This window comes from Variovorax trehalosi (genome assembly GCF_051216415.1).
Classification (GTDB): Bacteria; Pseudomonadota; Gammaproteobacteria; order Burkholderiales; family Burkholderiaceae_C; genus Variovorax.
In genome coordinates, this window is sequence record NZ_JBPJZG010000003.1 from 665,274 (window position 1) to 690,036 (window position 24,763).

Consider the following 24,763-nt stretch of genomic DNA (forward strand, 5'->3'; position numbering starts at 1 on the left):
TGGATTCTGGGCCGCGCCGTGCGGCGTTGCAATGTGCGCAACAGACCGTGGGGAGACAGTGGGGAAACGGGATATAGGGGGCGCAAGTATCATAGCCACCACATGACGACATCCTCCTCGCGCGCCGATTCCGGCTTCGCCTACAGCCGCTCCTTCTTCGAAAACCTGGTCGACACGGCCCTGGCCCACGCCAAAAAGCTCGGTGCGACCGATGCCGGCGCCGAGGCCTCCGAGGGCTGCGGCCTGAGCGTCTCGGTCCGCAAGGGCGAGCTCGAGAATGTCGAGCGCAACCGCGACAAGTCGCTCGGCATCACGGTCTACGTGGGCCACCGCCGCGGCAACGCGAGCACCTCCGACTTCTCCGAAGGCGCCATCAAGCAGACGGTGCAGGCCGCCTACGACATCGCCCGCTTCACCGCCGAAGACCCGGTCAGCGGCCTTCCCGACGAGGAAGACATCGCCAAGGAACACCCCGAGCTCGACCTGTTCCACCCCTGGGATGTGACGAGCGAGCAGGCCGCCAAGCTGGCGCTGGAATGCGAAGCGGCCGCCCTCTCGACCGACAAGCGAATCACCAACAGCGAAGGCGCGGGCGTCTCGGCCCAGCAGAGCCATTTCTTCAGCGCCCACACCCATGGCTTTCGCGGCGGCTACGCCAGCTCGCGGCACTCGATTTCGGTGGCACCCATCGCCGGCAAGGGCGACAACATGCAGCGCGACGCCTGGTACAGCTCCATGCGTTCGGCCGATGAACTGGCCAGCCCGCAGGCCGTGGGCCGCTACGCCGCCGAACGGGCCTTGAGCCGCCTGAAGTCGCGCAAGATCAAGACCACCGAATGCCCGGTGCTGTTCGAGTCGCCACTGGCCGTGGGCCTCCTGGGCGGGCTGGTGCAGGCGGTGAGTGGCGGGGCGCTGTACCGCAAGAGCACCTTCCTGCTCGATTCGCTCGGCAAGCCGGTGCTGCCCAAGCACATCGACGTGGCTGAAGACCCGCATGTGATGCGCGGCAAGGGCAGTTCGCCCTTCGACGACGAAGGCGTGACCACCCGTGCCCGCAAGGTGGTCGATGCCGGCCGGCTTGAGGGCTATTTCCTCTCCACCTATTCGGCCCGCAAGCTGGGCATGAAGACCACCGGCAACGCCGGCGGCTCGCACAACCTGACGCTGAGCTCGCGCCTCACGAAGCACGGCGACGACCTCGACGCCATGCTCGCCAAGCTGGGTACCGGCCTCTTCGTGATCGAGCTGATGGGGCAGGGCGTGAACTACGTGACCGGCGACTACTCGCGCGGTGCCAGCGGCTTCTGGGTCGAGAAGGGCCGAATCGCCTTCCCGGTGCAGGAGATCACCATCGCCGGCAACCTGAAGGACATGCTGATGGGCATTGAAGCCATCGGCGCGGATGCCTACACTTTCGGCGCCAAGACCACGGGGTCGATTCTGGTCAACCGCATGAAGGTGGCCGGCGCCTGACAGGCCGCCGCCGGCAACGCCGCATGCTCGGAAGCAACCCGTGGTCACACCCAGGGAGACGCCATGAGCAAATACAACAATGCACGAAAGCCGGAACTCGAGCATGAACTGATGCGCGACCCCCGGCTCGGTTTCGAGCCGGCGTGCGGCAGTTCGGTGCGCTGCCTGCAGCACGGCGTGCCCTGGCCGTTCGACTGCTGGCACTACCACGACGAGTACGAGCTGCAGATCATCAACCGCAGCAGCGGCGATTCGTACGTCGGCAACCACATCGGACGCTTCGAGCCGGGCTATGTCGCCCTCGTCGGCGGGCGGTTGCCGCACACCTGGATTTCCCACGACGTGCCGCCAGAGGGCATCGCCGACCGCAGCATGGTCATTCATTTCCGCGACGAGCCGCTGCGCAAAGCCTCGGGCCTGTTTCCCGAACTGGAGGCGGTGCTGCCGATGCTCGACCGCGCGAAGCTCGGCATCGAGTTCTTCGGCATCCACGAGCGGATGCGCGAGCGCTTCGTGCGCGTGCAGGGCCAGGAGGGCATGGCGCGGCTCTCGGAATTCATCGGGCTGCTGCACGAGCTCGCGAACTGGGAAGACTGGCGCCAGATATCCAGCGCCGCGGGCCCACTGGACGACGACCCCAGCGCCAACACCCGCATGCGCCGCGTGCTCGACTACCTCGATGCGCACCTGACCGAAGAGCTCTCGCTGCCGGCCGTGTGCGCGGTGGCCAACATGGCGGAGAGCAGCTTCTCGCGCTACTTCCACAAGCACATGGGCAGCACCTTCACCGACTTCGTGACCCGGCTGCGCATCACGAAGGCCTGCGAGATGCTGCAGACCTCCGATCGGCTGGTGAGCGACATCTGCTATGAGGTGGGCTTTGCGAACCTCGCGAATTTCAACCGGCGCTTTCTGCAACTCAAAGGAATGACGCCCTCGGCCTACCGCCAGCAGGCGCAGGACCGCTTCGGCCTGCGCACCGCGCAGAACACGCCGCTCGCGACCGTGGCCTGAACCTTCAGGGCTTCGAGTCCGGCGGTGTCAGATGCCGGGTCGCGGCCCAGAACGCCAGTGCGAGGCCGCTGGTGACGGCTCCTGCGATGCAGACGCCGTTCCATCCGGCATGGGCATACACGATCGTCGAGGTGATCGATCCCGTGGCGGAGCCGATCGAATAGAAGATCATGTAGCCGGCGGTCAGCCGGCTCTGCGCTTCCGGGCGCACGCGGTAGATCAGGCTCTGGTTCGAAACGTGCACCGACTGCAGGCCGAAGTCGATCGTGACGACACCGATCACCATCGCCCAGATGGACCACGGCAGCAGCGCGATGAGCGCCCACGACAGCAGCATGACCACGAGCCCGATGCCGGTGGTGCGCTGTGCGTGACCGCGGTCCGCCTGGCGGCCTGCGCGCGCAGCACCCAGCGCACCGGCCGCGCCCGCCAGGCCGAACAGCCCCACCTGCGTGTGCGAGAGCGAGAAGGGCGGCGCGGTCAGCGGCAACACCATCGGCGTCAGCAGCATCGTGATGGCCATGAAGATCAACATCGCGAGCACCGCGCGGATGCGCAGCACGGGCTCTTCGACAAAGAGCATGAACACCGAGCGGATCAACTGCGGATACGGGATGCGCACCGCAGGCCGCACGTTTCGCGGAAGCGCCTTCCACAGCAGGCCCGAGACCAGCAGGGTGGCTACAGCCGACACCAGGTACACCGAGCGCCAGCCGAAAAGATCCGACAGCGTGCCCGACACGGCGCGCGCCAGCAGGATGCCGACGATGATCCCGCTGGTGACGATGCCCACCACGCGGCCCCGCTCGCCCGGCGGCGCCATGATCGCGGCGTAGGCGACCAGCACCTGCGTCACGACAGCCAGCACACCCACGGCTGCCATCGCCGGCAGCAGGATCGCCGCACTGGGCGCCAGCGCAACGCAGAGCAGCGCGATCACCGACAGCAGCGATTGCCCCACGATCAGCCGCCGCCGGTCGATCAGGTCGCCCAGCGGCACGACGAGCAGCAGCCCGAGGCCGTAGCCGACCTGGGTGATCGTGATGACGATGCCGACCGTGGCGGGGCGGATGCCGAAGGTGGCCGCGAGCGTGTCGAGCAGCGGCTGGGCGTAATAGACGTTGGCAACCGCAAGCCCGCACGCGACTGCGAACAGCAACGCCATCGGGGCGGAGATGGCGGGGGCGATGGCCCGTGCTTGCGCGTGCCGGGCCGCGGTCGCATCGACGTTCAATTCCATGGGACTCAGACCTTCAGGGCGTCATGGAAGCGTTCGATGTGGGCAGCGATCACTTCTCCCAGTTCTTCGAGCGCGAAATGACCGGTGTCGAGCAGCTTGAAGTCGACTTGCCGCAGATCGCGCTGATAGGGGTATGCGCCCGACGGCGGAAAGATCACGTCGTTGGCGCCCCAGACGACCAGCGTCGGCGGCTGGTGCTGGCGGAAGTACGCCTGCCAAGCCGGGTAGCACGCGAGGTTGCTGCCGTAGTCGTGCAGCAGGGCCGCCATCGCGTCCTTGTTGCCGGGACGGGCGAGCAGGGCACGCTGCAGCAGCCAGTTGTCCGGGTCGATGCGTTCCGGGTTCTTCGCGCCGTGCGTGTAGTTCCATTCCAGCGCCGCGTCCGACATGGCGGCTTCGCGGATCTCCGCGTAGTTGGCGGGCGACGGGTCTTTCCACAGCGCACGCGCGAGGCCCCAGAAATCGTCGGGCAACCCTTCCTCGTAGGCATTGGCGTTCTGCACTACGAGGAAGCTCACCTTCTCCGGATGACGGGTGGCGAGGCGAAACCCCACCGGGCCGCCGAAGTCCTGCATGTAGAGGGCGTAGCGCGCGAGGCCGAGTTGCTCGGTGAACTTCCCGACGATGTCGGCGAGGCTGTCGAAGGTGTAGCTGAACTCGACCACCGAAGGCGCATCGCTGTGGCCGAAGCCCGGGTAGTCCGGCGCGATCACGTGGAAGCGATGGGCCAGCCGCTCGATCAGCCCGCGGTACATGAAGGACGAGGCCGGAAAGCCGTGCAGCAGGAGCAGCACCGGCAGCGCGGGATCGCCCGCCTCGCGATAGAAGATCTTCAGGCCGTCAAAGGTGGCGGAGCGGTAGTGGGTCATGGCGAATCCGGAAGAGGTTGAGAGGTCGGATGTCGGCTTCTGGTTTCAAAAGAAGACCGATTGAATTCTATCCATCCGGTTTTACATTGCAACCAATGAGGCCGAGTCGGCACCAGGGCGATGGTTGCTCCAGCACCCGAGTTCAGTCGGAATCGGTTATTCGCCCCCGCGCCTGCGGGATCACTCGGTTATTTGCAGAAGGACTTGATGTCGTTCTGCGCCACATCGCGGTCGTATTGATCGATGGGCTTGCCGTTGCTGTGTTGCAGCACCCCGGCGAGAACATCCCTGGCGAGGGCGCAGCGCGATGCGTCGGTGCCGTTTTCCCTTCCTCCCGAGACTGACCTGGGCCTTGCCACGGGCGGCCCGTAGGGCGGCGCTCCGGTCGCCGTATGCGTCGGAGGCGAGGCTCTGCTCCAGGCACGCCAGTCTTCCCGCGGTGCGGAGGCTTGCGGCGGCGCCGGTGCGGGCTTCACTTGCACGGTCCTGGCATCGCCTGCGTCGGCCTTGCGCTCCGAGTAATGCGTCTGGCCCTTAGCGTCGACCCATTTGTAGATCTCCGCATGGCCGGCGGATGGAAGAAGCAGCGCCGTGAGTGCGGCGACTAGCACATGCCAGGCGGGATTCGGACTTTGCATCTTGGGGCGCAGAGGGATGAATCGGCGGGCACCGATTCTGGCCCGGATGATGCCCGACCGGCGGCCGTTTGAGCCGGCCGGCCGGGGCCTTTCACCGCCGCCTGGTCATTCGACCAGGACCGCGCTCCACGCGCGCGCCACGGCGGCCTTCTCGACCGAGTTGGCGCCGTACAGATCCGAAGCCGCGCGGATCGATGCGACGCGGGCATTCGGATAGGTCGAGTTGCCGTTCAGGTACAGCGTGAGCGTGCGGTACCAGATCTTGCCGGCCTTGTCGCGCCCGATGCCCGCCACGCCGGTGTCGCCGTTGCACACCAGGTCGTTCTTCGTGAGGCGGGTGTCGGTCGACGGCACCACGGCGCCTTCGGCCAGCAGGTAGAAGAAGCGATTGCCGACCCCCGAGGTCTGGTGTGGATCGTGTGCGGGATTCACGAGCGCGCTCTTGAAACCGCCTCGCGGGTAGCAGGCAAACGAGCGCCCGTCGAGATCCTGCTTGTACATCTTGCGCAGGCCAGCGGCCAGGATGCGCGCGCCGATGACGTAGTTGCCCGGATCGTTCGCGTTGTTCGCGTGGTACTTGACCAGGGTGCCGAAGATGTCGGAGTTCGCTTCGTTCAAGCCCCCCGCATCGCGCGAATACGCGAGGTTCGCGGTGGCCTGGTTCACGCCGTGGCTCATCTCGTGCCCGGCGACGTCGATGGACACCACGGGCCTCGGCAGCGAGGTCCCCGCCTGCCCATCGCCGTAGACCATCATGCGGTAGGCACCGATCCACGCCGCGTTGGCGCCCGTGATGCTGCCGTCGTCCCTGGTGAACAGCACGTGCGCATAGCTCTGCACGCCCTGGCCGTCATTGAAGATGCCGTTGCGGCCGTGCACATCCTTGTAGTAGTCCCAGGTCTTGGCCAGCCCGTAGTTGATGTCGACCGCGACGGTCTTGCGGTCCGTGACGGCGCCGTTGCCCCACTTGTTGTCGGGGCTGGTGAACGGGGCCAGGTCAGGTGCATCGAACAGGTCCGTGTACACCGAGTCGCGGCCATCGATCACCTCGCCGCCGCCGCGCGTTGGATCGACCATGCGATAGGCGTTGTTGCCGGTCTGGTCGGTGGTGATCTGCAGCTCACCGTAGTACAGCGATTTCCCCGCGCCTGTGGCGGCTGCGGTGTGCACCAGGTCTTCGGCGTCCAGCAGCTTGCCGTCCGCCGCGTTGACGTAGTACGCAACCGCGCTTCCATGTGCGGCCGTGGCCCTGCCGTAGATGCGGACCTCGTAGGCCAGCACCGGCTTTTCGTCGCGGGCGAAGACCACCAGCTCGGGCGTGTCGTAGCGCGTCACTGCGCTGGCGAAGCGCTCGCTGGCAATGCGTCTTGCGCGCTCGGCACCGATGTCGGGCGCGTTCTGGATGACGATGCGCCCATCGACCCTGGCCAGCGTTTCCGGCAGGTGGATCGGGCTGCCCTGCGTGAGGCTGGACTGGGTCAGTTGCCCTCGCACCGAATGCACGACCACGTCGCCGCCGATCACGCGCAGTCCGTTGTGAAAGCGGTCGAAGCGCACGTGTTCGGTGCCGTCCTTGTCCACGATCACGTCGCGCGGCTTGAACTGGTCGCCCTCGGCGGGCGCTGCCGCGCTGCCTGCCGCGCCCTGGAAGTCCAGCGAGCGGCGGGTGCGATTGGAAGTGGGGGCGGGCGTCGCGACGCTGAAGCTCGAGGGGTTGCTCTGGATCAACCCCAGCGCGCGGTCGATGGCCGCCTGCTTGCCCGGGTCCGCATCCGCGGCAAAGGCGCCATGCCCCGCCAACGCCAACACTGCGACAACGACAACTCTGAGTCTGGTTTTCATAGGCATTCCACAAAAGGTGATGTAAGGGATAGACACATACCGGCCGGCCGACGCTTGTGACGTCGGCGAATGGCCGCGTGGATTACAGCGGGGATCGCATGCAGCGTCGATACAGGGGAAGTAGTCGATTCCGCGCTATTTCTTCGCCGGCGTTTTCGGCCTGCAAACCTTCGGATTGCAATGAGCGAAAACTGATTAGCACCTTGCACCCCCGGCAAAACCCCAAGTCCGCTGGTCATCGAAATACCAGTCCCCCGGCGCACGTGTACGCGGGTTCGGGCCTTCGCTGCCTACGCTTCGTCACCCTCACAAAGAAGTCAAGGAGACGAGCAGATGACCCACCGAAACACCCGCCGCATCACCGCTGGCGCATTGCTGCTGGCGGCATTGGCCGCAGCCGGCCACGTTCAGGCCCAGCAGGCCTGCAAGGACGATGTGCGCGTGCTCTCCCAGCCCCGCGACGGCCTTACCCTGCTCGAAAAGTACAAGGACGAGTTCAAGGCCCTGAGCGGTGCCTCGTTCACCATCGACAACCTCAACGAGAACGACCGCCGCACCAAGACGCGCGCCGATGCCTCCACCGTCGGCAAGTACAACGTGTACTACGTGGACGAGGCCAACGTGCCCTTGTTCGCGCAGTCCAAGTGGATCGTGCCGCTCTCCAAGTACTACCCGGCCGACTACGACTACGCCGACTTCGACCCCGGCCGCCAGAAGGTCGCGACCTTCGCGGGCGAAACATGGTTCGCGCCGGTCACCGGCGGTGGCGACCTGCTGGTCTACCGCAAGGACCTGCTCGAGAAGGCCGGCGTCAAGCCGCCCACCACGCTCGACGAGTTCGTTGCCGCCGCGAAGAAGCTCAACGACCCGGCCAACGGCATCTACGGCGTGGCCCTGCGCGGCCAGCGCGGCTCGGGCGCCAACGTGTGGCGCTGGATGCCGTTCTTCCGCGGCTATGGCGGCCAGTGGTTCGACGGCGACAAGCCGGTCTTCAATTCGCCCGCCGCGCTGAAGGCCACGCAGACCTACCTGGAGCTCTTCAAGTACTCGGCACCCGGCACCAAGACCGGCAGCTGGGACGAATCCACCGGTGCCTTCCTCGCGGGCAAGGTCGCGCTGCTGGTCGAGTCGACGCCGCTCGCCGGCAATGCGCTCGATCCCAAGACCTCGACCGTGATCGGCAAGGTGGCCTACCTGCCGCCGCCCACGCCGCTGACCGGCGGCGGCTACGGCCATGGCCTCGCGATCGGCACCAAGGCCAACAAGACCGAAGAGGCGAAGAAGTGCGCGGGCCTGTTCATTGCCTGGGCCACCTCGAAGAAGCAGGAGCAGCGCCGTCTTGCCGAAGGCCAGTTCAGCGAGCTCAACCGCACCAGCGTGCTGGGCAGCCCCGAGTTCGCCAAGCGCTACGGCGCCGATCTCGGCAAGGCCCTGGCCGACACCGGCAAGGTGACCGCGGTGAACTTCTGGCAGGACCCGGCCTGGCCCGACCTCGGCGATCGCTGGGGAATCATTCTCGAAGAGCTGGTCACCGGTTCGCGCACCGACATCCAGGGCGGGCTCGATGAACTCGAGGCCTATGCGAAGCAGCTGATCGCACGGCGCAAGAAGTGAAGCAGACGCGAAGCAACAACAAGACCAGGCTGCCGGTCGTCTTCATCGGACCAGGCCTGCTGGTGCTGGCGGTCCTCGCGCTGGTGCCGACGATCTTCGCGATCGTCATCTCGCTGCAGGACCGGGAACTGGGCCAGGCCGATGCAGGCTGGGTCTGGTTCTCGAACTACGTGCAGCTGTTCTCCGACCGGCGCTTCCTGAACTCGGTGAGCGTTTCGCTCATCTGGGAGGTGCTGACGGTCACCTCGACGATGGCCGTCGCGGTGCTGTTGGGTGTGCTGCTGTTCCAGAACACCACACCGCGCTGGCGCAATGCGCTGTGCATGCTGTTCATCGTGCCGGTGCTGCTGCCGCGCGTGTCGGCCGCCTTCGTCTGGAAGTTCGCGTTCCATCCGTTGTTCGGCCTGCTCACCTATCCGTACAAGGCAATCACCGGCGAGCCGCTGGACCTGCTGGCCAATCCGCTCACGGCGCTGCTCACCGTGGCTTTCGTGGACGTGTGGCAGTGGGGCCTGTTCTTCGCCGTCATCGTGCTCAAGCTGCTTGAGACCCTGCCGCCTCAGCCCTTCGAGGCCGCGCGCATGGACCACGCCAAGACCTGGGAGGTCTACGCCTACGTCGCGCTGCCGATGCTCAAGGCGCCGCTCATCAGCCTCACCTTCGTGAAGATGGTCGAGTCGCTGCGAGCCTTCGACCTCATCTACGTGATGACACGCGGCGGGCCCGGCATCTCGACCGAGACGCTGGACATGTACGCCTTCTCGCAAGGCTTCATCGAGTCAGGCCGCATCTCGTACGCGTCGAGCATGGCCGTGCTGATGATGGTCGCTTCGACCGTGGCCTTCACCTACATCTGGAAATGGACGCGGCCCTCGTGATGAAAAGGAAATCGACTCTCTCCGCCGGCACGCTGCTCGCGCGGCTGGTGCTCATCGTCGCGGGCCTCTCCGCGCTGGTGCCGGTGCTCTGGACCTTCCTCAATTCGTTCAAGAACCGGGTCGACATCGTCTCGGCCGTGCCGAAGTTCTTCTTCACGCCCACGCTGGAGAACTACGCCTACGTGCTGGGGCGCGAGGCCGTGGCGCAGGGGCTCGTCAACTCGATCCTCGTGGTCGGCGCGGCCGTCGTCATCGGCGCGGTGCTGGGCTTGCCGGCCGCGTATGCGCTCGCCCGCTATCCGCTGCGCTGGGCCGACGACATCCAGTTCTTCGTGCTGTCGATGCGCTTCCTGCCGCCGGTGGCGGTGGCTATTCCGTTGATGGTCATCTGGCTTCAGCTGGAGATGTATGACACGCGCTTCGCGCTCATCGTGACGTACACGCTGCTCACGCTCTCCACCGTGATCTGGCTCGCGATTCCGGCGTTCAAGGCGGTGCCCAAGGAGGTGGAAGAGGCAGGAAGGGTCGATGGCTATGGGCCCTACGCGATCTTCTTTCGCGTGTCGCTGCCGATTGCCGCGCGCTCGCTCATCGGCGCCATAGCCTTCGGCTTCGTGCTGGTGTGGAACGAGTTCCTCATCGCGCTGATGCTCACCACCTCCGACGCCAAGACGCTGCCCATCGTTGCCTCCGAACTCAGCCAGCTGGGGCGCGACGTGCCCTGGGGCATCTTGAATGCCTCGGTCATCCTGCTGTCGGTGCCGCCGCTCCTGATGGTCGGCGTGCTCAGCGGTTTTCTCAATGCCGCGTTCAAGCGCAAGCGGGAGGCCGCATGAGCCGCATCACCTTCTTTCTCCAGAACAAAAAATGTCTGCAATCAGCTGTCACAACATCATCAAGCGCTACGGGGAAACGCAGGTCGTCCACGCGTTCGACCTCGACGTGGCCGACAACGAGTTCGTCGTGTTCCTCGGCCCTTCGGGCTGCGGCAAGTCGACCATCCTGCGCATGCTCGCGGGGCTGGAAGACATCAGCGGCGGCGACCTGCACATCGGAGGCCGGCGGGTCAACGACCTGCCGCCGCAGGAGCGCGGCATTGCCATGGTGTTCCAGAACTACGCGCTCTACCCGCACATGACCGTGCGCGACAACATCGCCTTCGGTCTCAAGCGGTTGAAGGTGCCCAAGGCCGAGATCGACAGCCGCATCAAGGAGGTGTCCGATACGCTGGGCCTGGAGCACTACCTGCAGCGCAAGCCCACCGAGCTCTCGGGCGGCCAGCAGCAGCGCGTGGCCATTGCGCGCGCCATGATCAAGACGCCCAAGGTGTTCTTGTTCGACGAGCCGCTGTCCAACCTCGACGCCAAGCTGCGCAACCACATGCGCATCGAGATCGCGAAGCTGCACCAGACGTTGAAGACCACCACGGTGTACGTCACGCACGACCAGCACGAGGCGATGACGCTGGCCGACCGCATCGTGCTGCTGCGCGACGGACGCATCGAGCAGGTCGGCTCGCCCAAGGAAATCTTCGAGCGTCCGCGCTCGGCCTTCGTGGCCGGCTTCATCGGCACGCCGCCGATGAACCTGGTGGAGATGTCGGTGAAGGACGAGGGTAGCCATTTCGAACTGAGCAGCCGAAGCGGTGTCGTGCATGTGAACGCCCGTCGCTTCGCGCTCGAAGGCCGCGAGCGTGTGACGCTGGGCATCCGGCCGGCGCACCTGCGGGTGGACACGAACGGCGGCCGCGACGGCGGCTTTTGTGGCGAGGTGCAGCTCATCGAATACCTCGGCAACGAAGTGCTGGTGAGCTTTGGCGGAGACGGCAACGAAATCTCCGCGCTCATGCCCTCGGCCCAGAGCCCGCGCCCGCACGAGTGCGTGAGCTTCGTGGCCGATCCCGAGCAGGTGCACCTGTTCGACATCGACACCGGCGCATCGCTGCGCGTCGACAGCACCCCCTCGCATTGAACACCGACAACCGAAACACACTCTCGAGCGAAAGAAAACGGAAATGAAAGCACTGGTCCTGGAAAAGGCGCACGAACTCACGCTGCGCGACGTCGACGTCCCCCTGCACCTGGGGCCGCGCGACGTGAAGATCCGCATGCACACCGTGGGCGTCTGCGGCAGCGACGTCCACTACTACCAGCACGGCGGCATCGGCCCCTACATCGTCAACGAGCCGATGATCCTCGGCCACGAGGCCTCGGGCGTGGTCGCCGAGGTGGGCGCCGAAGTCACGCACCTGAAGCCCGGCGACCGCGTCTGCATGGAGCCCGGCATTCCCGAGATGGATTCGCGCGCCACCCGTGAAGGCATCTACAACCTCGACCCCGCCGTGCGCTTCTGGGCCACGCCGCCGATCCACGGCTGCCTCACGCCCTTCGTGGTGCACCCGGCGGCCTTCACCTTTCGCATGCCCGACAACGTGAGCTTCGGCGAAGGCGCCATCGTCGAGCCGCTGGCCATCGGCCTGCAGGCGGCGAAGAAGGCCGCGCTGAAGCCGGGCGACGTGGCGGTGGTCATCGGCGCCGGCACCATCGGCGCGATGACCGCATTGGCGGCGCTGGCCGGCGGTGCGGCGCGCGTGATCCTCGCGGACCTCGTGCCCGAGAAGCTGGCGCTCTTTGCCGACAACCCGGCAGTGACGACGGTGAATGTGCGCGAGGCGAACCTCGCCGAAACCGTGAAGGCGCTGACCGACGGCTGGGGCGCCAACGTGGTCTTCGAAGCCAGCGGCAGCACGCGCGCCTACGACGGCATCTTCGAGCTGCCGTGCCCCGGCGGCTGCGTCGTGATCGTGGGCTGTCCGCCCGCCAAGGTGGCGTTCGACATCGTCGCGATCCAGGCGAAGGAATTGCGCATCGAGTCGGTGTTCCGCTACGCCAACATCTTCCCGCGCGCACTCGCGTTGATCGCTTCGGGACAGGTGAACGTGAAGCCCTTCATCTCGCGCACCTTCGCGTTCGAGAACGGCATCCAGGCCTTCGAGGAAGCGGCGGCAGGGCGGGCGGGCGACGTGAAGATCCAGATCGAGTTTCCGGAAGGCTCGCTGGCTGCCTGACCGGCCTTGGACGGGAAGCTCAGACGCGCTTCAGTTCGTCCGTCAGCTGCGCAAGGAGGCTGAGCTGCTCCAGCAGCTTCACCTTGCGCAGCGTCTTGAGTGTCCCGTCGCCGCCGAGCGCCAGTGCGGGCTCGAATCCATAGCACTCGTCGTGCGCGAGCGGTCCCAGCTTCTTCACGGCCTTGTCGAAGAGCTTCTGCTCCAGCACGTTGTTCAGGTACCTGGCGCTGCACAGCGAGTAGTTGAAGACGAGACCGACATCGTCGATCAGCTTGGCGATGGTTCCATAGTGCGGATCGAGCAGGTGCGCGCCTTCGCTGTTCCACACCAGGAGGTGCCCGAAGGCGGACCGCGCGAACACCGTCCCCTTGGTTGCCGAGCCCAGCCATTCGCGCACGGCGGGCTTGAAGTCGTCCGGATCAACCAGCCAGATCAATCCCTTGCCATAGGCGCACCAGCCCGTCTCTTCCCAGTCGGCGATCAGCGGCTCCGGCAATTTCTTGCGATAGGCGGCCAGGGTTTTGGCGGGGACGGCGCGGCACTCGCCGGCCGGGCCGTGTTTCTTCTTGAACTCTGCAAATTGCGGCATGGGCTTTTCCGGTCTTGCGGACCGTCTCCTTGGGTTTGCGAACTTTGCTAGCTCTGGTTCAGTTTCAGCTGCACGTTCATGTTCAGCTTTGGCTTGCGCTTGGCAGGTATCTTGGCGACCTCGGCGTCCATCGTCGCGACATTGTTCTTCCACTGCGATCCGATGGAAGAGTTGATGTACTTGGAGCCGAGCTTCCTGATCTTGGTGGGATCGCCGCCTGCAATCTGGTCGGGGTCGTGCAGTGCGGCCTGGGTCTTCATGAACGCGGCAACTTCCCGTTCCGCCTTCCCGCGCGCCATGCCGCCTTTCATCCGTTCGAGGATCAACCGCTCACGCTCCTGTTCGCGGAACTTCTTCTGTGCGGTCGCCCCCTTCGGGTCGCGACCCGAACCGGAGGCCGCTGCAGCGGCACGCGCCGCGTAGGCGGCACGGTTCGCGGCCCACTTGTCCACCTTCATCTTGTTGAGCCCCGACTGCTGCCCGCTCAGCTGCTCCTGGAACTCGCCGGCGTCGTATTCCTTGGTGTCGCAATTGAAGGTGACCGACACCTTCTTCATCCGGATGATCTTCTTCTTGGGTGCCGTGTTCTTGCGGGGGTTGACCTCGCCCTCGACGTGATCGGTCTCGTCCTCCTCGGTCTTCGAATCCGTCTTCAGCTTCAGGCTGGTCAGCTTGTACTTGGACTGGATGGCGCCCAGTTTCTTGCTGACGTCCGAGGGATCGAGCTCTTCGTCCTCGAGGTATTTGTTGGCCTCGGCGATGCCCTTGTCCAGGTCCATCTGCTTCTGCTGCATGGTCCGTTCGTCGGGCTTGCCGTCCTTGCCCTTCTTGTTCTTCCCCAGCAGCGCATCGAGGAATTTCTTGGCCATCTTCCGGACCCACGCCACCATCGAATCCAGCGCCTTGTCCACCGGCGCGCGGATCTTCTGCAGGATGCCGTTGATCTTGCTGGCGATCTTGCCCAGCCCCGCGAAGCCCGCGAGGAAGTTGATCGCGAGCGACAGCCCGCCCGCGAGCACCGATTCCACCTTGCCCGCCGCCGCGCCGATGTTGCCGCCCGCAATCGCCGAGATGGAGCCCACGAAGGCGCTCACCACCGCGGCGATCTCGGAGATCTTGTTGATGAACACCATCACCATGTCGTAGATCGACACGATGGCCGAGATGAAGCCCGCACCCGGAATGAACATCGCGACCAGCTTGGGAATCGCCTTGGTCACCACCGCCTCGATGATCATCCCCTTGATGCCTTCGATCACCTGGTCCTTGAGCGCGGCGAGCTCGGCCTTGACCTGCACCCAGGCGGCCGCCGGGCCTTCCTTGGCCAGCGTCTTGACGATGCCGAAGCCTTTCTCCAGCGCCAGCACCGCGGTCTCGCCGATGCCCTTGACCAGCTTGCCGCGCAGGTTCCCCCAACTCAGGCCCAGCACCGAGAACGCGAATTTCACGATCTCAGGCAGCGACAGCGCCGTGGGGATGTAGACGCCCGAGAGCGAGCCGGTCAGCCACTTGATCAGCCCGTTCTGCAGGTGCGTGAGGAAGTTGCCGGCGAAGTTCTGAAAGCCCAGCTTCGCCGCCTTGCCCAGGTTGCTCACGAAGGGCAGCGGGTCCTTGATGATCTTCTTGAGCGCGCCGCCGGTCTTCTGGATCGTGCCCCAGGCGCCGGGGCTCACCACCTCGAAGACGATTTCCGCGAGCTTCATCGCCGAGTCCACGCCCCAGCCGATGAAGCTTGCGAGGAAGTTGCCGAACACGGCGGCGACTTTTGCCAGGCCTCGCGGGAGCACCACGATGTCCATCAGCTCCAGCGAAGTGAAGGCCGCCATCGCGAGTGCCGGAATCTGCTTGACGAAGCCCACCAGCGCCTTCTTCGCGTCGTTGAACCAGGCCACCACGCGACCGATGGCGCCGGTCGATTGCACCCGGCCCCACACCTCGCCCTGGCCGGCCAGCGTCATGATGCCGCCGAGGATCGCCTGCGCATCGCCCGGCGATTCGTCGCCGGTCACCGGGTCCTTGCCGAGCACGGCCTTGAGCAGCGGGTAGGCCGGCGTGGTCGCGGCCAGCGCGGCCAGCGGCTTGAGCACCGCATCCTTGATGAGCGTCAGGATGTCGCTCGCCAGGCCTCCCACGAAGGTCTTGATCTGGTTCCACGGCGTCGTGAAGATGCGCACCGCGCGGTCCCACGCGCCGCCCAGGTCGAGCAGGGCGCCCGGGCCGAGCGAGTCCGCATAGTCGAACACCGCCTGCTTGAAGGTGGAGCCGACCATGCCGAGGCTGTCGACCTGCTGGGAGAACCAGTTGGCGATCTTGTCGAACACGCTGTAGGTGTCCAGCGCCCGCACGATCAGGTCGCCGCCGGGCACGAAGCGCACCAGCGCGCGGAACACGTTGGCCGGCGAGCGGTCCACCGCGCGGCCGTTGATCGGGTTCATGCCCAGCACCAGCGCGAACATGCTGAAGCCGGGAATGCTGTCGGCCTTGCCGGCGAAGTAATCGAGCGCGTCCTGCACGCCCAGGCGCTGCACCTGCGGTTCGCTGCGCACGCGCACGGTGGTGTCGACGCTGCGGTGCGCCACAGCGGAACCTGCAGCGGGCTGCGCGGCGCCGCCCTGCTGGATGGTGTGCGTCAACTCGTGCGCGATGAGGCCGCGGCCCGCGACGCTGCCGGGCGCAAAGCGATCGCGGCCGAAGAACACCTCATGCCCAACCGTGAAGGCGGCCGCGTTCAGGCGACGGCTTGCGCGCGCGGCCGCATCGCCGGTATGCACGCGCACGGCCGAAAAGTCGGCGCCGAAGCGCGGCTCCATGTCGTGCTTGAGATGGCGCGGCAGCGGCTGCCCCACCGACGCGCCCACGCCCAGCGACGAGGGCAGCAGGCTGCGTGCGGAGCCGCGCGCCGGCACGGTCTTGGCGAAGCGGCGTGCCTGCGGTGTCGCCGCGGCGGGCGCCATGGCGAGCACGCGCTGCGAGACGCGCACCGCCTCGCGCTCGGCGGGGTCCGAGGGCTGGGACACGCGCACCGGCGCAACGGGCGCTGCGGGCTTCGAGGTGGCGGGTGGTACGCGCCTTGGCGGCGGGCGGCGCGTATCGGGCACACGCAATGCCGCACGCGTGGGGGAGGGCTGGGTGGCGGTGTCGGCCATGGGCGTCCCCGCTACAGCGCGCGGCCCTCCTTCAGCAGCTCGCGCCGCACGCCTTCGTCCACATCCTCGGCGCGCAGCAGGCCGTCGCCGCGCGCCAGCGAGCGCAGGCACGCATAGCGCAGCACGTTGACGATGGTGCCGCCCGACAGCTCGTGCTGCTGCGCGAGGCGCGTGAGGTCGAGCGCCGGGTCGGGCCGCACCGCATCGGGAATGCCTTCGCGCCACAGCCGCAGCCGCTCGGGCGGGCGCGGCAGCGGGAACTGCACTACCGATTGGAAGCGACGCAGGAACGCATCGTCGATGTTGTGGCGCAGGTTGCTCGCAAGGATCACCACGCCGTCGAAGCCCTCGATGCGCTGCAGCAGATAGCTCACCTCCTGGTTCGCATAGCGGTCGTGCGCATCGCTCACGCTGGTGCGCTTGCCGAAGAGCGCATCGGCCTCGTCGAAGAAAAGAATCCAGCCGTCGCGCTCGGCCGCATCGAACAGGCGCGCGAGGTTCTTCTCGGTCTCCCCGATGTACTTGGAGACGACCAGCGACAGGTCGACGCGGTGCACCTCGCGCCCGCAGCGCTCGCCGATCAGGCAGGCCGACAACGTCTTGCCGGTGCCCGAGGGGCCGTGGAACAGGCTTACATGGCCCCGCCCCGTGCGCCGACCGAAGCCCCAGTCGTGCAGCAGGCGCTGGCCGTGGGTGAGCCAGAGATGGATGTCTTCGAGCTGCCCCAGCGTGGTGGCGGGCAGCACGAGGTCTTCCCAGCGCAGGCCCGTCTGCACGCGGGTGGCGAGCGCGGTGCGGTCGGTCGGCGCCGGCAGCGCGGGGCCGGGCAATGCCTCGGCGAGGAAGGCGGGCGAGGGCACGAGCAGCGACTGCAGCAGGCCACCGGCCTCGAGCACCACCGGTGTCTCGGTGCGCAACAGGTCGTCGCGCGCAAGGCGTTGCTGCGACGACAGGCGCTGCAACGCCTCGAAGCGCCGCGCGAGGTCGTCGCCCGCGAGCAGGAAGCAGGCCGTCTCGACCGTTGGCAGCATCGCGCCGCCCGGCCCCACGTGCGCGCCGAACTCGGTGTAAGGGCGCTGCGTGGTGGCGTTCTGCGTGGCCAGCACGTCGAGCAACTGCGGGCGCAGTTGAGGCGCGAGCGCGAGGATCATCAGCAGCCGCTCGATGGCGTCGAAGCCGTGGCGCTGCAGCGCGGCCGCATACGGACCCGCCTTGGGGCGCAGCGGGGGTGGCGGCGCGAGCGTGTCGGGCAGGGGCGGCGAGCCCGGCGCCTTTTCATGGAAGTAGTGGTGCAGGCGCAGCTCGATCACATGCGCGAGCCATTCGAGCTCGGCTTCGAGCGTGTCGGTGTCGACACGGGCGTTGACAGGCGGCATGTCGGTGGGCTTCATGGCGCAGGCCACTCCACGATCAGCAGCTTCGGCATCCAGGGCAGCCGCACTTGTTCGATGCGCCAGGGCAGCATCGCCATCAGCATGTCGAAGGCCTCGGACTGCATGCGCAGGTGCCAGGTGCCGTCGCCGCGCGAGAGCAGGCCGCGGCGCTGCAGGAAGCTTAGGCGCAGCCCGTCGATGCCGGTGCCGCGCAGGGCGCTCCAGTGGTCGCGCACGGCGGTGAGCAGCGCATCGACTTCTTCGCAGTCGGCGAGCGAGAGCGCGGGCAGCACGGTGGTCAGCGGCTCGTCGGGCGGGCGGCCGAGCAGCAGCTTGGCAAAGGGCAACTGGTGCTCGGCGATGGGTGCGTCGTCGCAGGCCAGCGCGTGCAGCAGGGCGCAGGCGCGGGGCAGTTCGGCGGGGAGGATCCGCTTGCCGCTTTCGTCGAGCACGCCGCAGCCGGCGAGCATGCGGGGCAGCCAGGGGTGCAGCAGGACCAGGCCGGCGAGCGGGACCAGCAGGGGCTCGGTGATTGTTGCGGTGTCGCTCTGCAATGGATGCTTCTGCTCTGGGCGCGGCGGCTCTTCCGTCGCCTGCGCGGAGGAGACTTTGGCGCCGATGCTCTTGGAGAGCGGATGAGCAGTTCTTTGCCGGTTCGGCTTTTCAACAAGTGCTTCTTGCAGCGACGCAAGAAACGGCGGTGCGCCTGCCACCGCGCGCTGCTGAGCCACAAGCTCGCGAAGCGCAGCGGCGCCGAGCGGCGCGGCGAGCCACATCGCCTGCCATTCAATACGGTCGACGGCGTCGTCATCGATCCATGCGCGCCAGCTTTCCAGCGTCGCAGGGCTCGGCGGCAGCGGCGGCCAATGCACCGCGAGCAAGCGGCGGCGCAGCGTGGCGGGCAGCAAGGGCAACCAGCGCAGCAGCGCGCCGAAGGCCGCGCGCGCATCGGTCGCGTCGGGCAGCACCGAGCGCAGCGGTTCGGCGCCGTTTGCCACCGATTCCGCGACCCGCACCGCCGCCTTGGCCAGCACGCGCTGCGCCTCCTCGGGCGCAAGGCCGGCGAGCGTCCAGGGCAGGAGCCCGCTTGCCATGTAGTGCTTCAGGGCCTGGCGCACCTCGACGGCGGTCGAGCGCTGCGACGAAGCGATGTCCGCTTCGGGAAAGGGCGACGTGGCAGGCGACATGCCTGCTCGGCCCTCGTGTCCCGCATTCACAGCACGCGCACCGCGCTTCACCGGACGCTCCGCCGCAGCCAGCGCCGCGCGCACCGCAGCCTCGATGCGCTCGGACAACTCGCCCGCCGACAGCCCCCGGAGGTCCGCCAGCCGAACCTCCAGCGCCAGCTTCGGCAGGTGCCACACCTCGTCCACCGGCACCGCCTTGTCGAACGCCCGGTCCAGTGCTGCCTCGCAAACCTCCCCCTGCTCCCGCAACAGCGTGCGCAGCGCAAAGGCCTCGGCCGGGTTCGAAGCCGAGGCCCGCCAACGCAGGCGCCGAACGCGGTGGGTGTCCATGTTCAGCGGCCGATGTTGCGCAGGTTGCCGATCACGGCCGCCTGATTGCCCGCGGCACGGCCCTGTGCGGTCGCAAGCCGCGTGTCCACCTGCGCCTTCGCCGCCGGGCTCTGGATCGTCGCCATGCTGCTCGTCATCGATTGCGTCAACTGCTTGCCGGCCGGAGTGCTCACGTCGACACCGGCCGTCACCATCTGCGCCGCCACGCCGCCCAGCGTCTCTGCCAAGTCGAGCTGCGCGCGGTCGAGGTCGCGCGCGACCTGCGTGCGCACATCGTTCGAAAGGCCGGGCTGGGTCATCATTTCTTGCAAGTCCTTCACGCGTTCGCGCTGGTGCGTCATTTCGGCGGCCTGCAGGTCCAGGTACGAATCGCCAGTAAGGTCCAGCACGCCGCGCGTCTTTGGGTCCACCGCATTGCTCGGAACGAACGCGCCCTTCACCAGCCCTTCGATGCCGGCGCGCTGCAGGTCCAGGTCCTTCTGGAAGCCTTCGCGCTCGAAGGTGAAGCGGTCCTTCACCACCAGGTCGATGGGCCGTACCGCGCGGATGCCGTTGCCCGCCGCCAGCGGCGGCCGATAGGGTGGGCGGGTGAGCGGCGGGTCGTCGGTCTCGGGCGCCTCGGCCTCGGCGGCCGGGTAGGGCAGCGTGAAGTCGCCGACCACGCGGCCCTGGTCGTCGTACACCAGCACGAAGGTGCCGCCGCGCCACACGCCGCCCAGGTGGTCGAGGCCCGGGTGGTCCTGCACGAAGCGCGAGAGCAGCAGCTTGTCGTCGGCCTTGTTGCCCTGGTCTAGGATGAGATCGTCGAGCCAGTCGATCCAGTGCGGCTGGTTGGTGTTGAGGAGGCCATCGAAGGGCGAGACGAAATCCGCGCGCGACAGGTCGCTCAGGTTCGCGCGCGCCTCCCGCACCGACACCAGCGAGGCGGTGTAGTTCGTCTTGAAGGCCGGCCCCTGGTCGCTTGCCACCGCGGCGCGGTAGCCGCTGTAGCTGGCCTTGGCCAGCACGGGCGATGCGGCCTTGCTGGCGCTGCTGACGGCTTCGCCGGCCAGGCGCGCGCTGGCCACCACCGAGGTGCCGCCGCTCGTGGTGGCGGGAATCAGCTGCGCCTTCACTGCCTCGGTCATGTCGGCAAGGTGGCGCTGGCCGAACTGCTCGCTCTCGTCGAGCCGGAAGGCCACGTCCTGCCGCACCAGGTAGTGCAGGCTGTGCAGCGGCGTGTAGCGGAACGGCGGGCGCACGCGCAGGCGGTCGCGGCTGGTGTGCACCAGCACCGCCTGCACCTGGAACGGCAGGTTGCGCTCGACGACCTGCTGGCGCAGCTCGGCCGTCACTGTCTCGGCCACGCGGCCCAGGTGGCCTTCGATGCGGAAGAAGTCGTGGCCGCCGATGGCGAAGGCCAGCGGGTCGCGCGCACGCGCCGTGCTGGCCCAGGCCGTCGCGCGGTAGCCGAGGTTCTGGCCCTCGTGGTGGCGCGACGAAAGGCGGAAGTTCCATGCGGCGTGGATCGGCGTGGTCTCCAGCACCCGGTAGTACCAGGGGATCGCGCGCGTTTCGAGCGGATGCGCATCCGACAGGCTGGGTGTGACGCGCACCGTGGTGTCGGTGGGCATCTGGAAGCTCGCGATCAACGCATCGAACTTCCAAGCGTGAAAGCGCGCGTGTGCCGAGCGCTCGCGCGCCGTGGCGTCCAGCGGCGATGGGTAGAGCCCCGTGCGTTGCTCGCGCGGCGCGGCCGTGGCGCCGAGCAGCAGGTGCTTCGGAAAGGCCGCCACATTCGGCAACGGCACCGCATCGTCGGCCAGCAGCGCCTCGCGCAGCGCGTTCCACTGGTCGATCAGGTCCTTGACGAAGCCATAGCAGTTCTGGAGGCCGCTCGTCGCGTTGGCGAACTGGGTGGAGAGCGATGCCAACGCGCCGAGCCAGCGCGCGGTGGGATCAGCGCCGAACATGTCGGCCAGCACCTCGGGGCAGTTGGCGTTGAGCGTCGGCAGGGCGCGCTGCAGGTCTTCGAGCGACGAGCGCGTGCTGTCGCGAAAGCGCGTGGCCAGCAGCGCGGTGTTGACGATGTTGCTGCCGAGCACGGGCCGGCGCATCGCCACCGGCGGCAGCGCCTGTGCGGCCTCGCTCGCGGGGCGCAGCGGCAGGCGGTCGAGCAGCGTCTGCGCATCGCTGCGGCGAATGAGCAGCAGGCGCACCCGGTGCAGCGCATCGCGCCCGAGGTTGTCGCAGTCGGTGCCGCTGCACATGTCGGGGTCGTTGACCACGCTCTCCATCAGCATCAGCACCGCGCGGTCGGTGAGCGGGCCGGGCAGCGCCGAGAGCGGCTGGGCCAGTACGTCGCTCTCGCCCACGGGCACCAGCTCCTGCAGCGCGATCATGTCGGTGGGCGAACCGTCCGCCGCGGTGCCGCGGTAGAACGGCCGGTACACCGGCGCGGTCGTGTCGTAGGGACGGAAGCGGTCGTACAGCGTATCGGCCGCGAGCGTAGTGAGGTCGCCGTCGGTGCTGACGCCAAAGCCACGCGTCACCCGCACGCCGGTGCCTTCGCGCGACACATGCAGCCCCGTCACCAGCCCGACGCCCGAGAGCGCCACGCGCGACAGCCGCACCTGGTCGCCCCAGAAGTCGGCCACGCTGTTGAGCTGCCCGTGCGTGAGCACCTGGTCGGGCTCGAAGACGGTGTAGTGGTCGGCCAGCGTCTCGAGGCTGCTGAGCACTTGCAGTGGATCGGCCATGGTGGTGACTCCTTGAGTTCGCTTGACGTTCGCTTCAGTTGCCGCCCGACGGCTGGGTGCCGAGCGAGGTCCGGCCGAGGATGAAGGGCGCCTTGGTTTCGTCGCTCGTGCAGTCGAAGAGCGCACGGCTCGGGTAGATGTTCTTGGCGCGTTGCAGCGCGTCGATGAGCGCATCGAGCCGTGCCTGGCGTGTGGCCTCGGTGGTGCTGCCGAAGCCGGCATGCACCATCAGCCAGTTGCGCCACGCGCCCTCGAATTCGGCCATGTCGTTGCTGCCCACCCAGCACACCGTCGGCAGGATGTGCGCCGGCATCTCGGCACGGATCACTTCCTCGGCGAAGCGGCGGAAGCCCTCGTCCTGGAAGCGCCCGGCATAGGCCGGCAGCAGCACGTGCACGCGGTAGGAATACGGATCGAGGTCGCTGCAGTCGTCGCAGCCGGCGTCGGCGCAGATGTCGAACATCCGGTCGGTCGTGGCACGCGGGCGCAGCAGGATGTGCTCGACGAGGTACATCCCCTCGCCGCCGTATCGGCCCGCGAGGTAGGTGATGAGGTCGCCGATGGCGGTTTCCATCGCCGCTGCGCTGTCGAAGTACTGGATGCGGCGCGCGATCACTTCGCCCGCCGCATCGACGATGTTGAAGTAAGGCTTCGGCTCGGCGCCCGCCGTCACCAGCCGCTGGTAGCCAGCGGGCAGCTGGGCGCGCTCGATCGCGAGGATCATCGCCGCGCGCGCCGCCTCGGGCGTTGGGTAGCGCGTGCTCGACGAGAGCAGGATCGCGTTCGTCACCGCATGCCGCACGCGGAAGCGGAACTCGTTGACGCTGTCGGGCACCGCGTCGATCTCGTTGTAGGTGTCGTAGCTCTGCAGGCCCAGGCTGCGGCGCGTGAAGTCGGCAATGCCCAGCAGGCGCGCCACGCGGCGCTCCAGGCCTGAGACGTTGGGCGTGTTCCATACCTCGGCCGCTGTGGCGGGGCGTTGTTCGAAAGCGCCCGCACGTTCACGCGAAAGCTCGGCCACTTCCTGCAGGAAGCGGCAACGGTCGCCGATCAACCGGTCGCTATCGTAGCCGAAGGCCGAGGCCATGGCACCGGCGTAGTCGGCGAAGTCCTCGGCCACGCGTGACAGCAGGTGGTCGAGCAAGCGCTGTTGCCGTGCTGCGGCATCGGCGCTGGTCTCGATCGCATCGGCCAGCATGCGCGGCGTTGCGCCAGCGGGGTAGAGCAATTCGTCGTCGGCGATGCTCGTCACGATCTGCGCGGAGAGCGTGTGGCGGTCGTTGCCGGCACCGCTGAAGCGCTGCGCCACGGCCTGCAGGTCGACCGGCGCCACCGAGAGCTGACGGCGCGCGCCTGCGAGCATCGACAACTGCCCGGCCATCGCATGGTCGAAGAACAGCAGCCAGCCCTGGAGCTGCAGCGCCTGCACACGGCGCTCGGCAGTGGCGCGCAGGCCCAGGCCCTGCGGGCCGATGCCGTAGACGGCCGGAAAGTCCTGCTGGAACGAGGTCCATGCGTTGAGTACGCGGGCGCGGCCCGATGCGGGCAGCGGCACGTCGGTGCCGGCCTGCCGCTCGACGCGCACGCGCGCCGCCTCGCGCAGTTCGGCGAGCCGCACGGCCACGGACGCGGGCATGTCGGCGATGTTCCAGCCCTGCACCGGCAGCCCGCGCTTGGCGAAGACCAGCCGGCCCTGGTTGAGCGACAGGCGCGGCAAGCGGCCCGCACGCACCGGAATGCGCCAGGCGTTGGCGAGCGGCGCCGCGTCGGCCTGCACGTCGGTGGGGTCGGCGTCGGGCGCGTCCTCGTCGTTCTCGTCCGTGCGCACGAGCGGGTTCAGCAGCATGTTGCGCACCGATCGGATGCCCGGCACGTCCATCGCCACGCCGATCAGGTCCGACAGGCGAAGCTCCGCGGGCAAGGCGGTGGCCTGCAGCTCAGCGTCGTCGATGAAGCCGTGTTCGAGCAGCGGGCCGTCGAGGATTTCGGGCAGCGTCAGCCCGCGCGCGAGCAGCGTGGCGAGGTCGTGGTTGAGCACGGGCGGCGCGATGGCCTGGCCGATGTCGAACAGCAGGCGCGCGGCGGCTTCGACGGGATCGGCATCGCCTTCGAGATCGATCTCGGCGCACAGCGCGAAGTACTCGGCGCGCACGGGGCGCACTTCGATGAAGTCTTCGCAGAGGCTGCGCGAGGTCTCCAGCGTGTTGCGCACCGAGGCGAGCACTTCGGCGCGCTCGACCTGCGTGTTGACCGAGTCCATGAACTCGATGCGCACGCGGTAGAGCCCCGCCAGCGGCACGGGCTCGAAGGCCGGATGCGCGGGCGGCGTCGTGCGCAGTTCGCGAAGGCGCAGGTCGGCGTAGAGCAGCGAATCCGTCACCGGCTCGATCCACGCGTTCTTCACATCGGGCAGGTCGATCAGCAGCTTGCGCCAGTCGAGCTCGGTGAGCGCGCGGTTGGGCAGCACGGTACGCGGCGAGTGCAGGCGTCCCATCGTCAGCGCATTGCTTTCGCCGGGCGCAGTCAGCAGGTCCTCGATGGGCAGCGAGTGGCGATACGACAGCTCAGTGAGCGCATAGCAGGCCACCTCCAGCATCGTGATGCCGGGGTCGTGCGTGTTGTGGTCGGTCCAGAGACCGCGCGACAGGCGGCGCACGGTGGCCAGGCCCTCGTCGAACAGCGCGCGCGGGTCGAAGGCCGGATCGGCCTCCGGTGCGGTCGAGATCGGAGGCAGCGCGCTGATGGTGTCTGGTGTGTCGAACATC

17 protein-coding genes are annotated in these 24,763 nt (G+C 67.5%); 7 read left to right on the plus strand and 10 right to left on the minus strand.

All coding sequences use genetic code 11. The features are described 5' to 3' along the window. Positions 1-102 precede the first annotated feature (102 nt). The gene (gene pmbA, locus ACSFA7_RS15130) at positions 103-1,473 is read left to right on the plus strand and encodes a metalloprotease PmbA (protein WP_206174399.1); all 1,371 of its coding nucleotides are present in this window, start codon (positions 103-105) and stop codon (positions 1,471-1,473) included. 63 nt (positions 1,474-1,536) lie between these two features. Beyond that, positions 1,537-2,487: a helix-turn-helix domain-containing protein gene (locus tag ACSFA7_RS15135; protein WP_435500122.1), complete on the plus strand. Its 951-nt coding sequence runs from the start codon at positions 1,537-1,539 to the stop codon at positions 2,485-2,487. A 4-nt stretch (positions 2,488-2,491) separates the two neighbouring features. On the opposite strand, the gene ACSFA7_RS15140 is transcribed toward ACSFA7_RS15135, so the two are convergent. The 4 genes from ACSFA7_RS15140 to ACSFA7_RS15155 form a co-directional block, all read right to left on the minus strand. Further along, complete coding sequence (locus tag ACSFA7_RS15140) at positions 2,492-3,727, minus strand: MFS transporter (RefSeq protein ID WP_435500123.1); 1,236 nt, start codon at positions 3,725-3,727, stop codon at positions 2,492-2,494. A 5-nt stretch (positions 3,728-3,732) separates the two neighbouring features. Beyond that, a complete protein-coding gene (locus ACSFA7_RS15145; RefSeq protein WP_435500124.1) occupies positions 3,733-4,596 on the minus strand; it encodes an alpha/beta fold hydrolase in 864 nt (287 codons plus the stop codon). Between the two features lie 188 nt (positions 4,597-4,784). After that, positions 4,785-5,234 carry a DUF4124 domain-containing protein gene (locus tag ACSFA7_RS15150; RefSeq protein WP_435500125.1) on the minus strand — a complete coding sequence of 150 codons (450 nt, stop codon included), beginning with the start codon at positions 5,232-5,234 and terminating at the stop codon, positions 4,785-4,787. 105 nt (positions 5,235-5,339) lie between these two features. Further along, positions 5,340-7,076 (minus strand): M4 family metallopeptidase, encoded by a 1,737-nt coding sequence (locus ACSFA7_RS15155; RefSeq protein ID WP_435500126.1) that lies wholly within the window; start codon positions 7,074-7,076, stop codon positions 5,340-5,342. Between the two features lie 333 nt (positions 7,077-7,409). Here ACSFA7_RS15155 and ACSFA7_RS15160 point away from each other — a divergent pair, with 333 nt between their 5' ends. From ACSFA7_RS15160 to ACSFA7_RS15180, 5 genes are read left to right on the plus strand one after another with little or no spacing between them, the layout of a single operon-like run. Beyond that, positions 7,410-8,690 (plus strand): ABC transporter substrate-binding protein, encoded by a 1,281-nt coding sequence (locus ACSFA7_RS15160; protein ID WP_435500127.1) that lies wholly within the window; start codon positions 7,410-7,412, stop codon positions 8,688-8,690. Continuing rightward, positions 8,687-9,568: a carbohydrate ABC transporter permease gene (locus tag ACSFA7_RS15165; RefSeq protein WP_435500128.1), complete on the plus strand. Its 882-nt coding sequence runs from the start codon at positions 8,687-8,689 to the stop codon at positions 9,566-9,568. Before ACSFA7_RS15160 ends, ACSFA7_RS15165 begins: the two co-directional genes overlap by 4 nt. Beyond that, entirely contained in the window at positions 9,568-10,404 is an 837-nt protein-coding gene (locus ACSFA7_RS15170) for a carbohydrate ABC transporter permease (RefSeq protein ID WP_435500129.1), read from the plus strand. Before ACSFA7_RS15165 ends, ACSFA7_RS15170 begins: the two co-directional genes overlap by 1 nt. Positions 10,405-10,435: 31 nt before the next feature. Further along, positions 10,436-11,539 (plus strand): ABC transporter ATP-binding protein, encoded by a 1,104-nt coding sequence (locus tag ACSFA7_RS15175; RefSeq protein ID WP_435500130.1) that lies wholly within the window; start codon positions 10,436-10,438, stop codon positions 11,537-11,539. Positions 11,540-11,582: 43 nt separating this feature from the next. Then, entirely contained in the window at positions 11,583-12,635 is a 1,053-nt protein-coding gene (locus ACSFA7_RS15180) for an NAD(P)-dependent alcohol dehydrogenase (protein ID WP_435500131.1), read from the plus strand. A 19-nt stretch (positions 12,636-12,654) separates the two neighbouring features. Here the strand turns inward: ACSFA7_RS15180 and ACSFA7_RS15185 are convergent, their stop codons facing one another. From ACSFA7_RS15185 to ACSFA7_RS15210, 6 genes are read right to left on the minus strand one after another with little or no spacing between them, the layout of a single operon-like run. Next, positions 12,655-13,224 carry a GAD-like domain-containing protein gene (locus tag ACSFA7_RS15185; protein WP_435500132.1) on the minus strand — a complete coding sequence of 190 codons (570 nt, stop codon included), beginning with the start codon at positions 13,222-13,224 and terminating at the stop codon, positions 12,655-12,657. A 47-nt stretch (positions 13,225-13,271) separates the two neighbouring features. Further along, on the minus strand, positions 13,272-16,370 hold the full coding sequence (locus ACSFA7_RS15190) for an eCIS core domain-containing protein (RefSeq protein WP_435500133.1): 3,099 nt from the start codon (positions 16,368-16,370) through the stop codon (positions 13,272-13,274). An 11-nt stretch (positions 16,371-16,381) separates the two neighbouring features. Further along, entirely contained in the window at positions 16,382-17,761 is a 1,380-nt protein-coding gene (locus ACSFA7_RS15195; protein ID WP_435500134.1) for an ATP-binding protein, read from the minus strand. Then, complete coding sequence (locus tag ACSFA7_RS15200; protein WP_435500135.1) at positions 17,758-19,260, minus strand: contractile injection system tape measure protein; 1,503 nt, start codon at positions 19,258-19,260, stop codon at positions 17,758-17,760. Before ACSFA7_RS15200 ends, ACSFA7_RS15195 begins: the two co-directional genes overlap by 4 nt. Positions 19,261-19,262: 2 nt before the next feature. Then, positions 19,263-21,998, minus strand: coding sequence for a hypothetical protein (locus ACSFA7_RS15205; protein WP_435500136.1), 2,736 nt, complete (start codon positions 21,996-21,998; stop codon positions 19,263-19,265). Between the two features lie 34 nt (positions 21,999-22,032). Continuing rightward, on the minus strand, positions 22,033-24,762 hold the full coding sequence (locus ACSFA7_RS15210) for a hypothetical protein (RefSeq protein ID WP_435500137.1): 2,730 nt from the start codon (positions 24,760-24,762) through the stop codon (positions 22,033-22,035). Between the last annotated feature and the right edge of the window lies 1 nt (position 24,763).

Bases quoted from the DNA above. Each gene is read 5' to 3' on its own strand.
- pmbA (WP_206174399.1), top strand. From the start codon at position 103: ATGACGACATCCTCCTCGCGCGCCGATTCCGGCTTCGCCTACAGCCGC.
- ACSFA7_RS15135 (WP_435500122.1), top strand. From the start codon at position 1,537: ATGAGCAAATACAACAATGCACGAAAGCCGGAACTCGAGCATGAACTG.
- ACSFA7_RS15140 (WP_435500123.1), bottom strand. From the start codon at position 3,727: ATGGAATTGAACGTCGATGCGACCGCGGCCCGGCACGCGCAAGCACGG.
- ACSFA7_RS15145 (WP_435500124.1), bottom strand. From the start codon at position 4,596: ATGACCCACTACCGCTCCGCCACCTTTGACGGCCTGAAGATCTTCTAT.
- ACSFA7_RS15150 (WP_435500125.1), bottom strand. From the start codon at position 5,234: ATGCAAAGTCCGAATCCCGCCTGGCATGTGCTAGTCGCCGCACTCACG.
- ACSFA7_RS15155 (WP_435500126.1), bottom strand. From the start codon at position 7,076: ATGAAAACCAGACTCAGAGTTGTCGTTGTCGCAGTGTTGGCGTTGGCG.
- ACSFA7_RS15160 (WP_435500127.1), top strand. From the start codon at position 7,410: ATGACCCACCGAAACACCCGCCGCATCACCGCTGGCGCATTGCTGCTG.
- ACSFA7_RS15170 (WP_435500129.1), top strand. From the start codon at position 9,568: ATGAAAAGGAAATCGACTCTCTCCGCCGGCACGCTGCTCGCGCGGCTG.
- ACSFA7_RS15175 (WP_435500130.1), top strand. From the start codon at position 10,436: ATGTCTGCAATCAGCTGTCACAACATCATCAAGCGCTACGGGGAAACG.
- ACSFA7_RS15180 (WP_435500131.1), top strand. From the start codon at position 11,583: ATGAAAGCACTGGTCCTGGAAAAGGCGCACGAACTCACGCTGCGCGAC.
- ACSFA7_RS15185 (WP_435500132.1), bottom strand. From the start codon at position 13,224: ATGCCGCAATTTGCAGAGTTCAAGAAGAAACACGGCCCGGCCGGCGAG.
- ACSFA7_RS15190 (WP_435500133.1), bottom strand. From the start codon at position 16,370: ATGGCCGACACCGCCACCCAGCCCTCCCCCACGCGTGCGGCATTGCGT.
- ACSFA7_RS15195 (WP_435500134.1), bottom strand. From the start codon at position 17,761: ATGAAGCCCACCGACATGCCGCCTGTCAACGCCCGTGTCGACACCGAC.
- ACSFA7_RS15200 (WP_435500135.1), bottom strand. From the start codon at position 19,260: ATGGACACCCACCGCGTTCGGCGCCTGCGTTGGCGGGCCTCGGCTTCG.
- ACSFA7_RS15205 (WP_435500136.1), bottom strand. From the start codon at position 21,998: ATGGCCGATCCACTGCAAGTGCTCAGCAGCCTCGAGACGCTGGCCGAC.
- ACSFA7_RS15210 (WP_435500137.1), bottom strand. From the start codon at position 24,762: ATGTTCGACACACCAGACACCATCAGCGCGCTGCCTCCGATCTCGACC.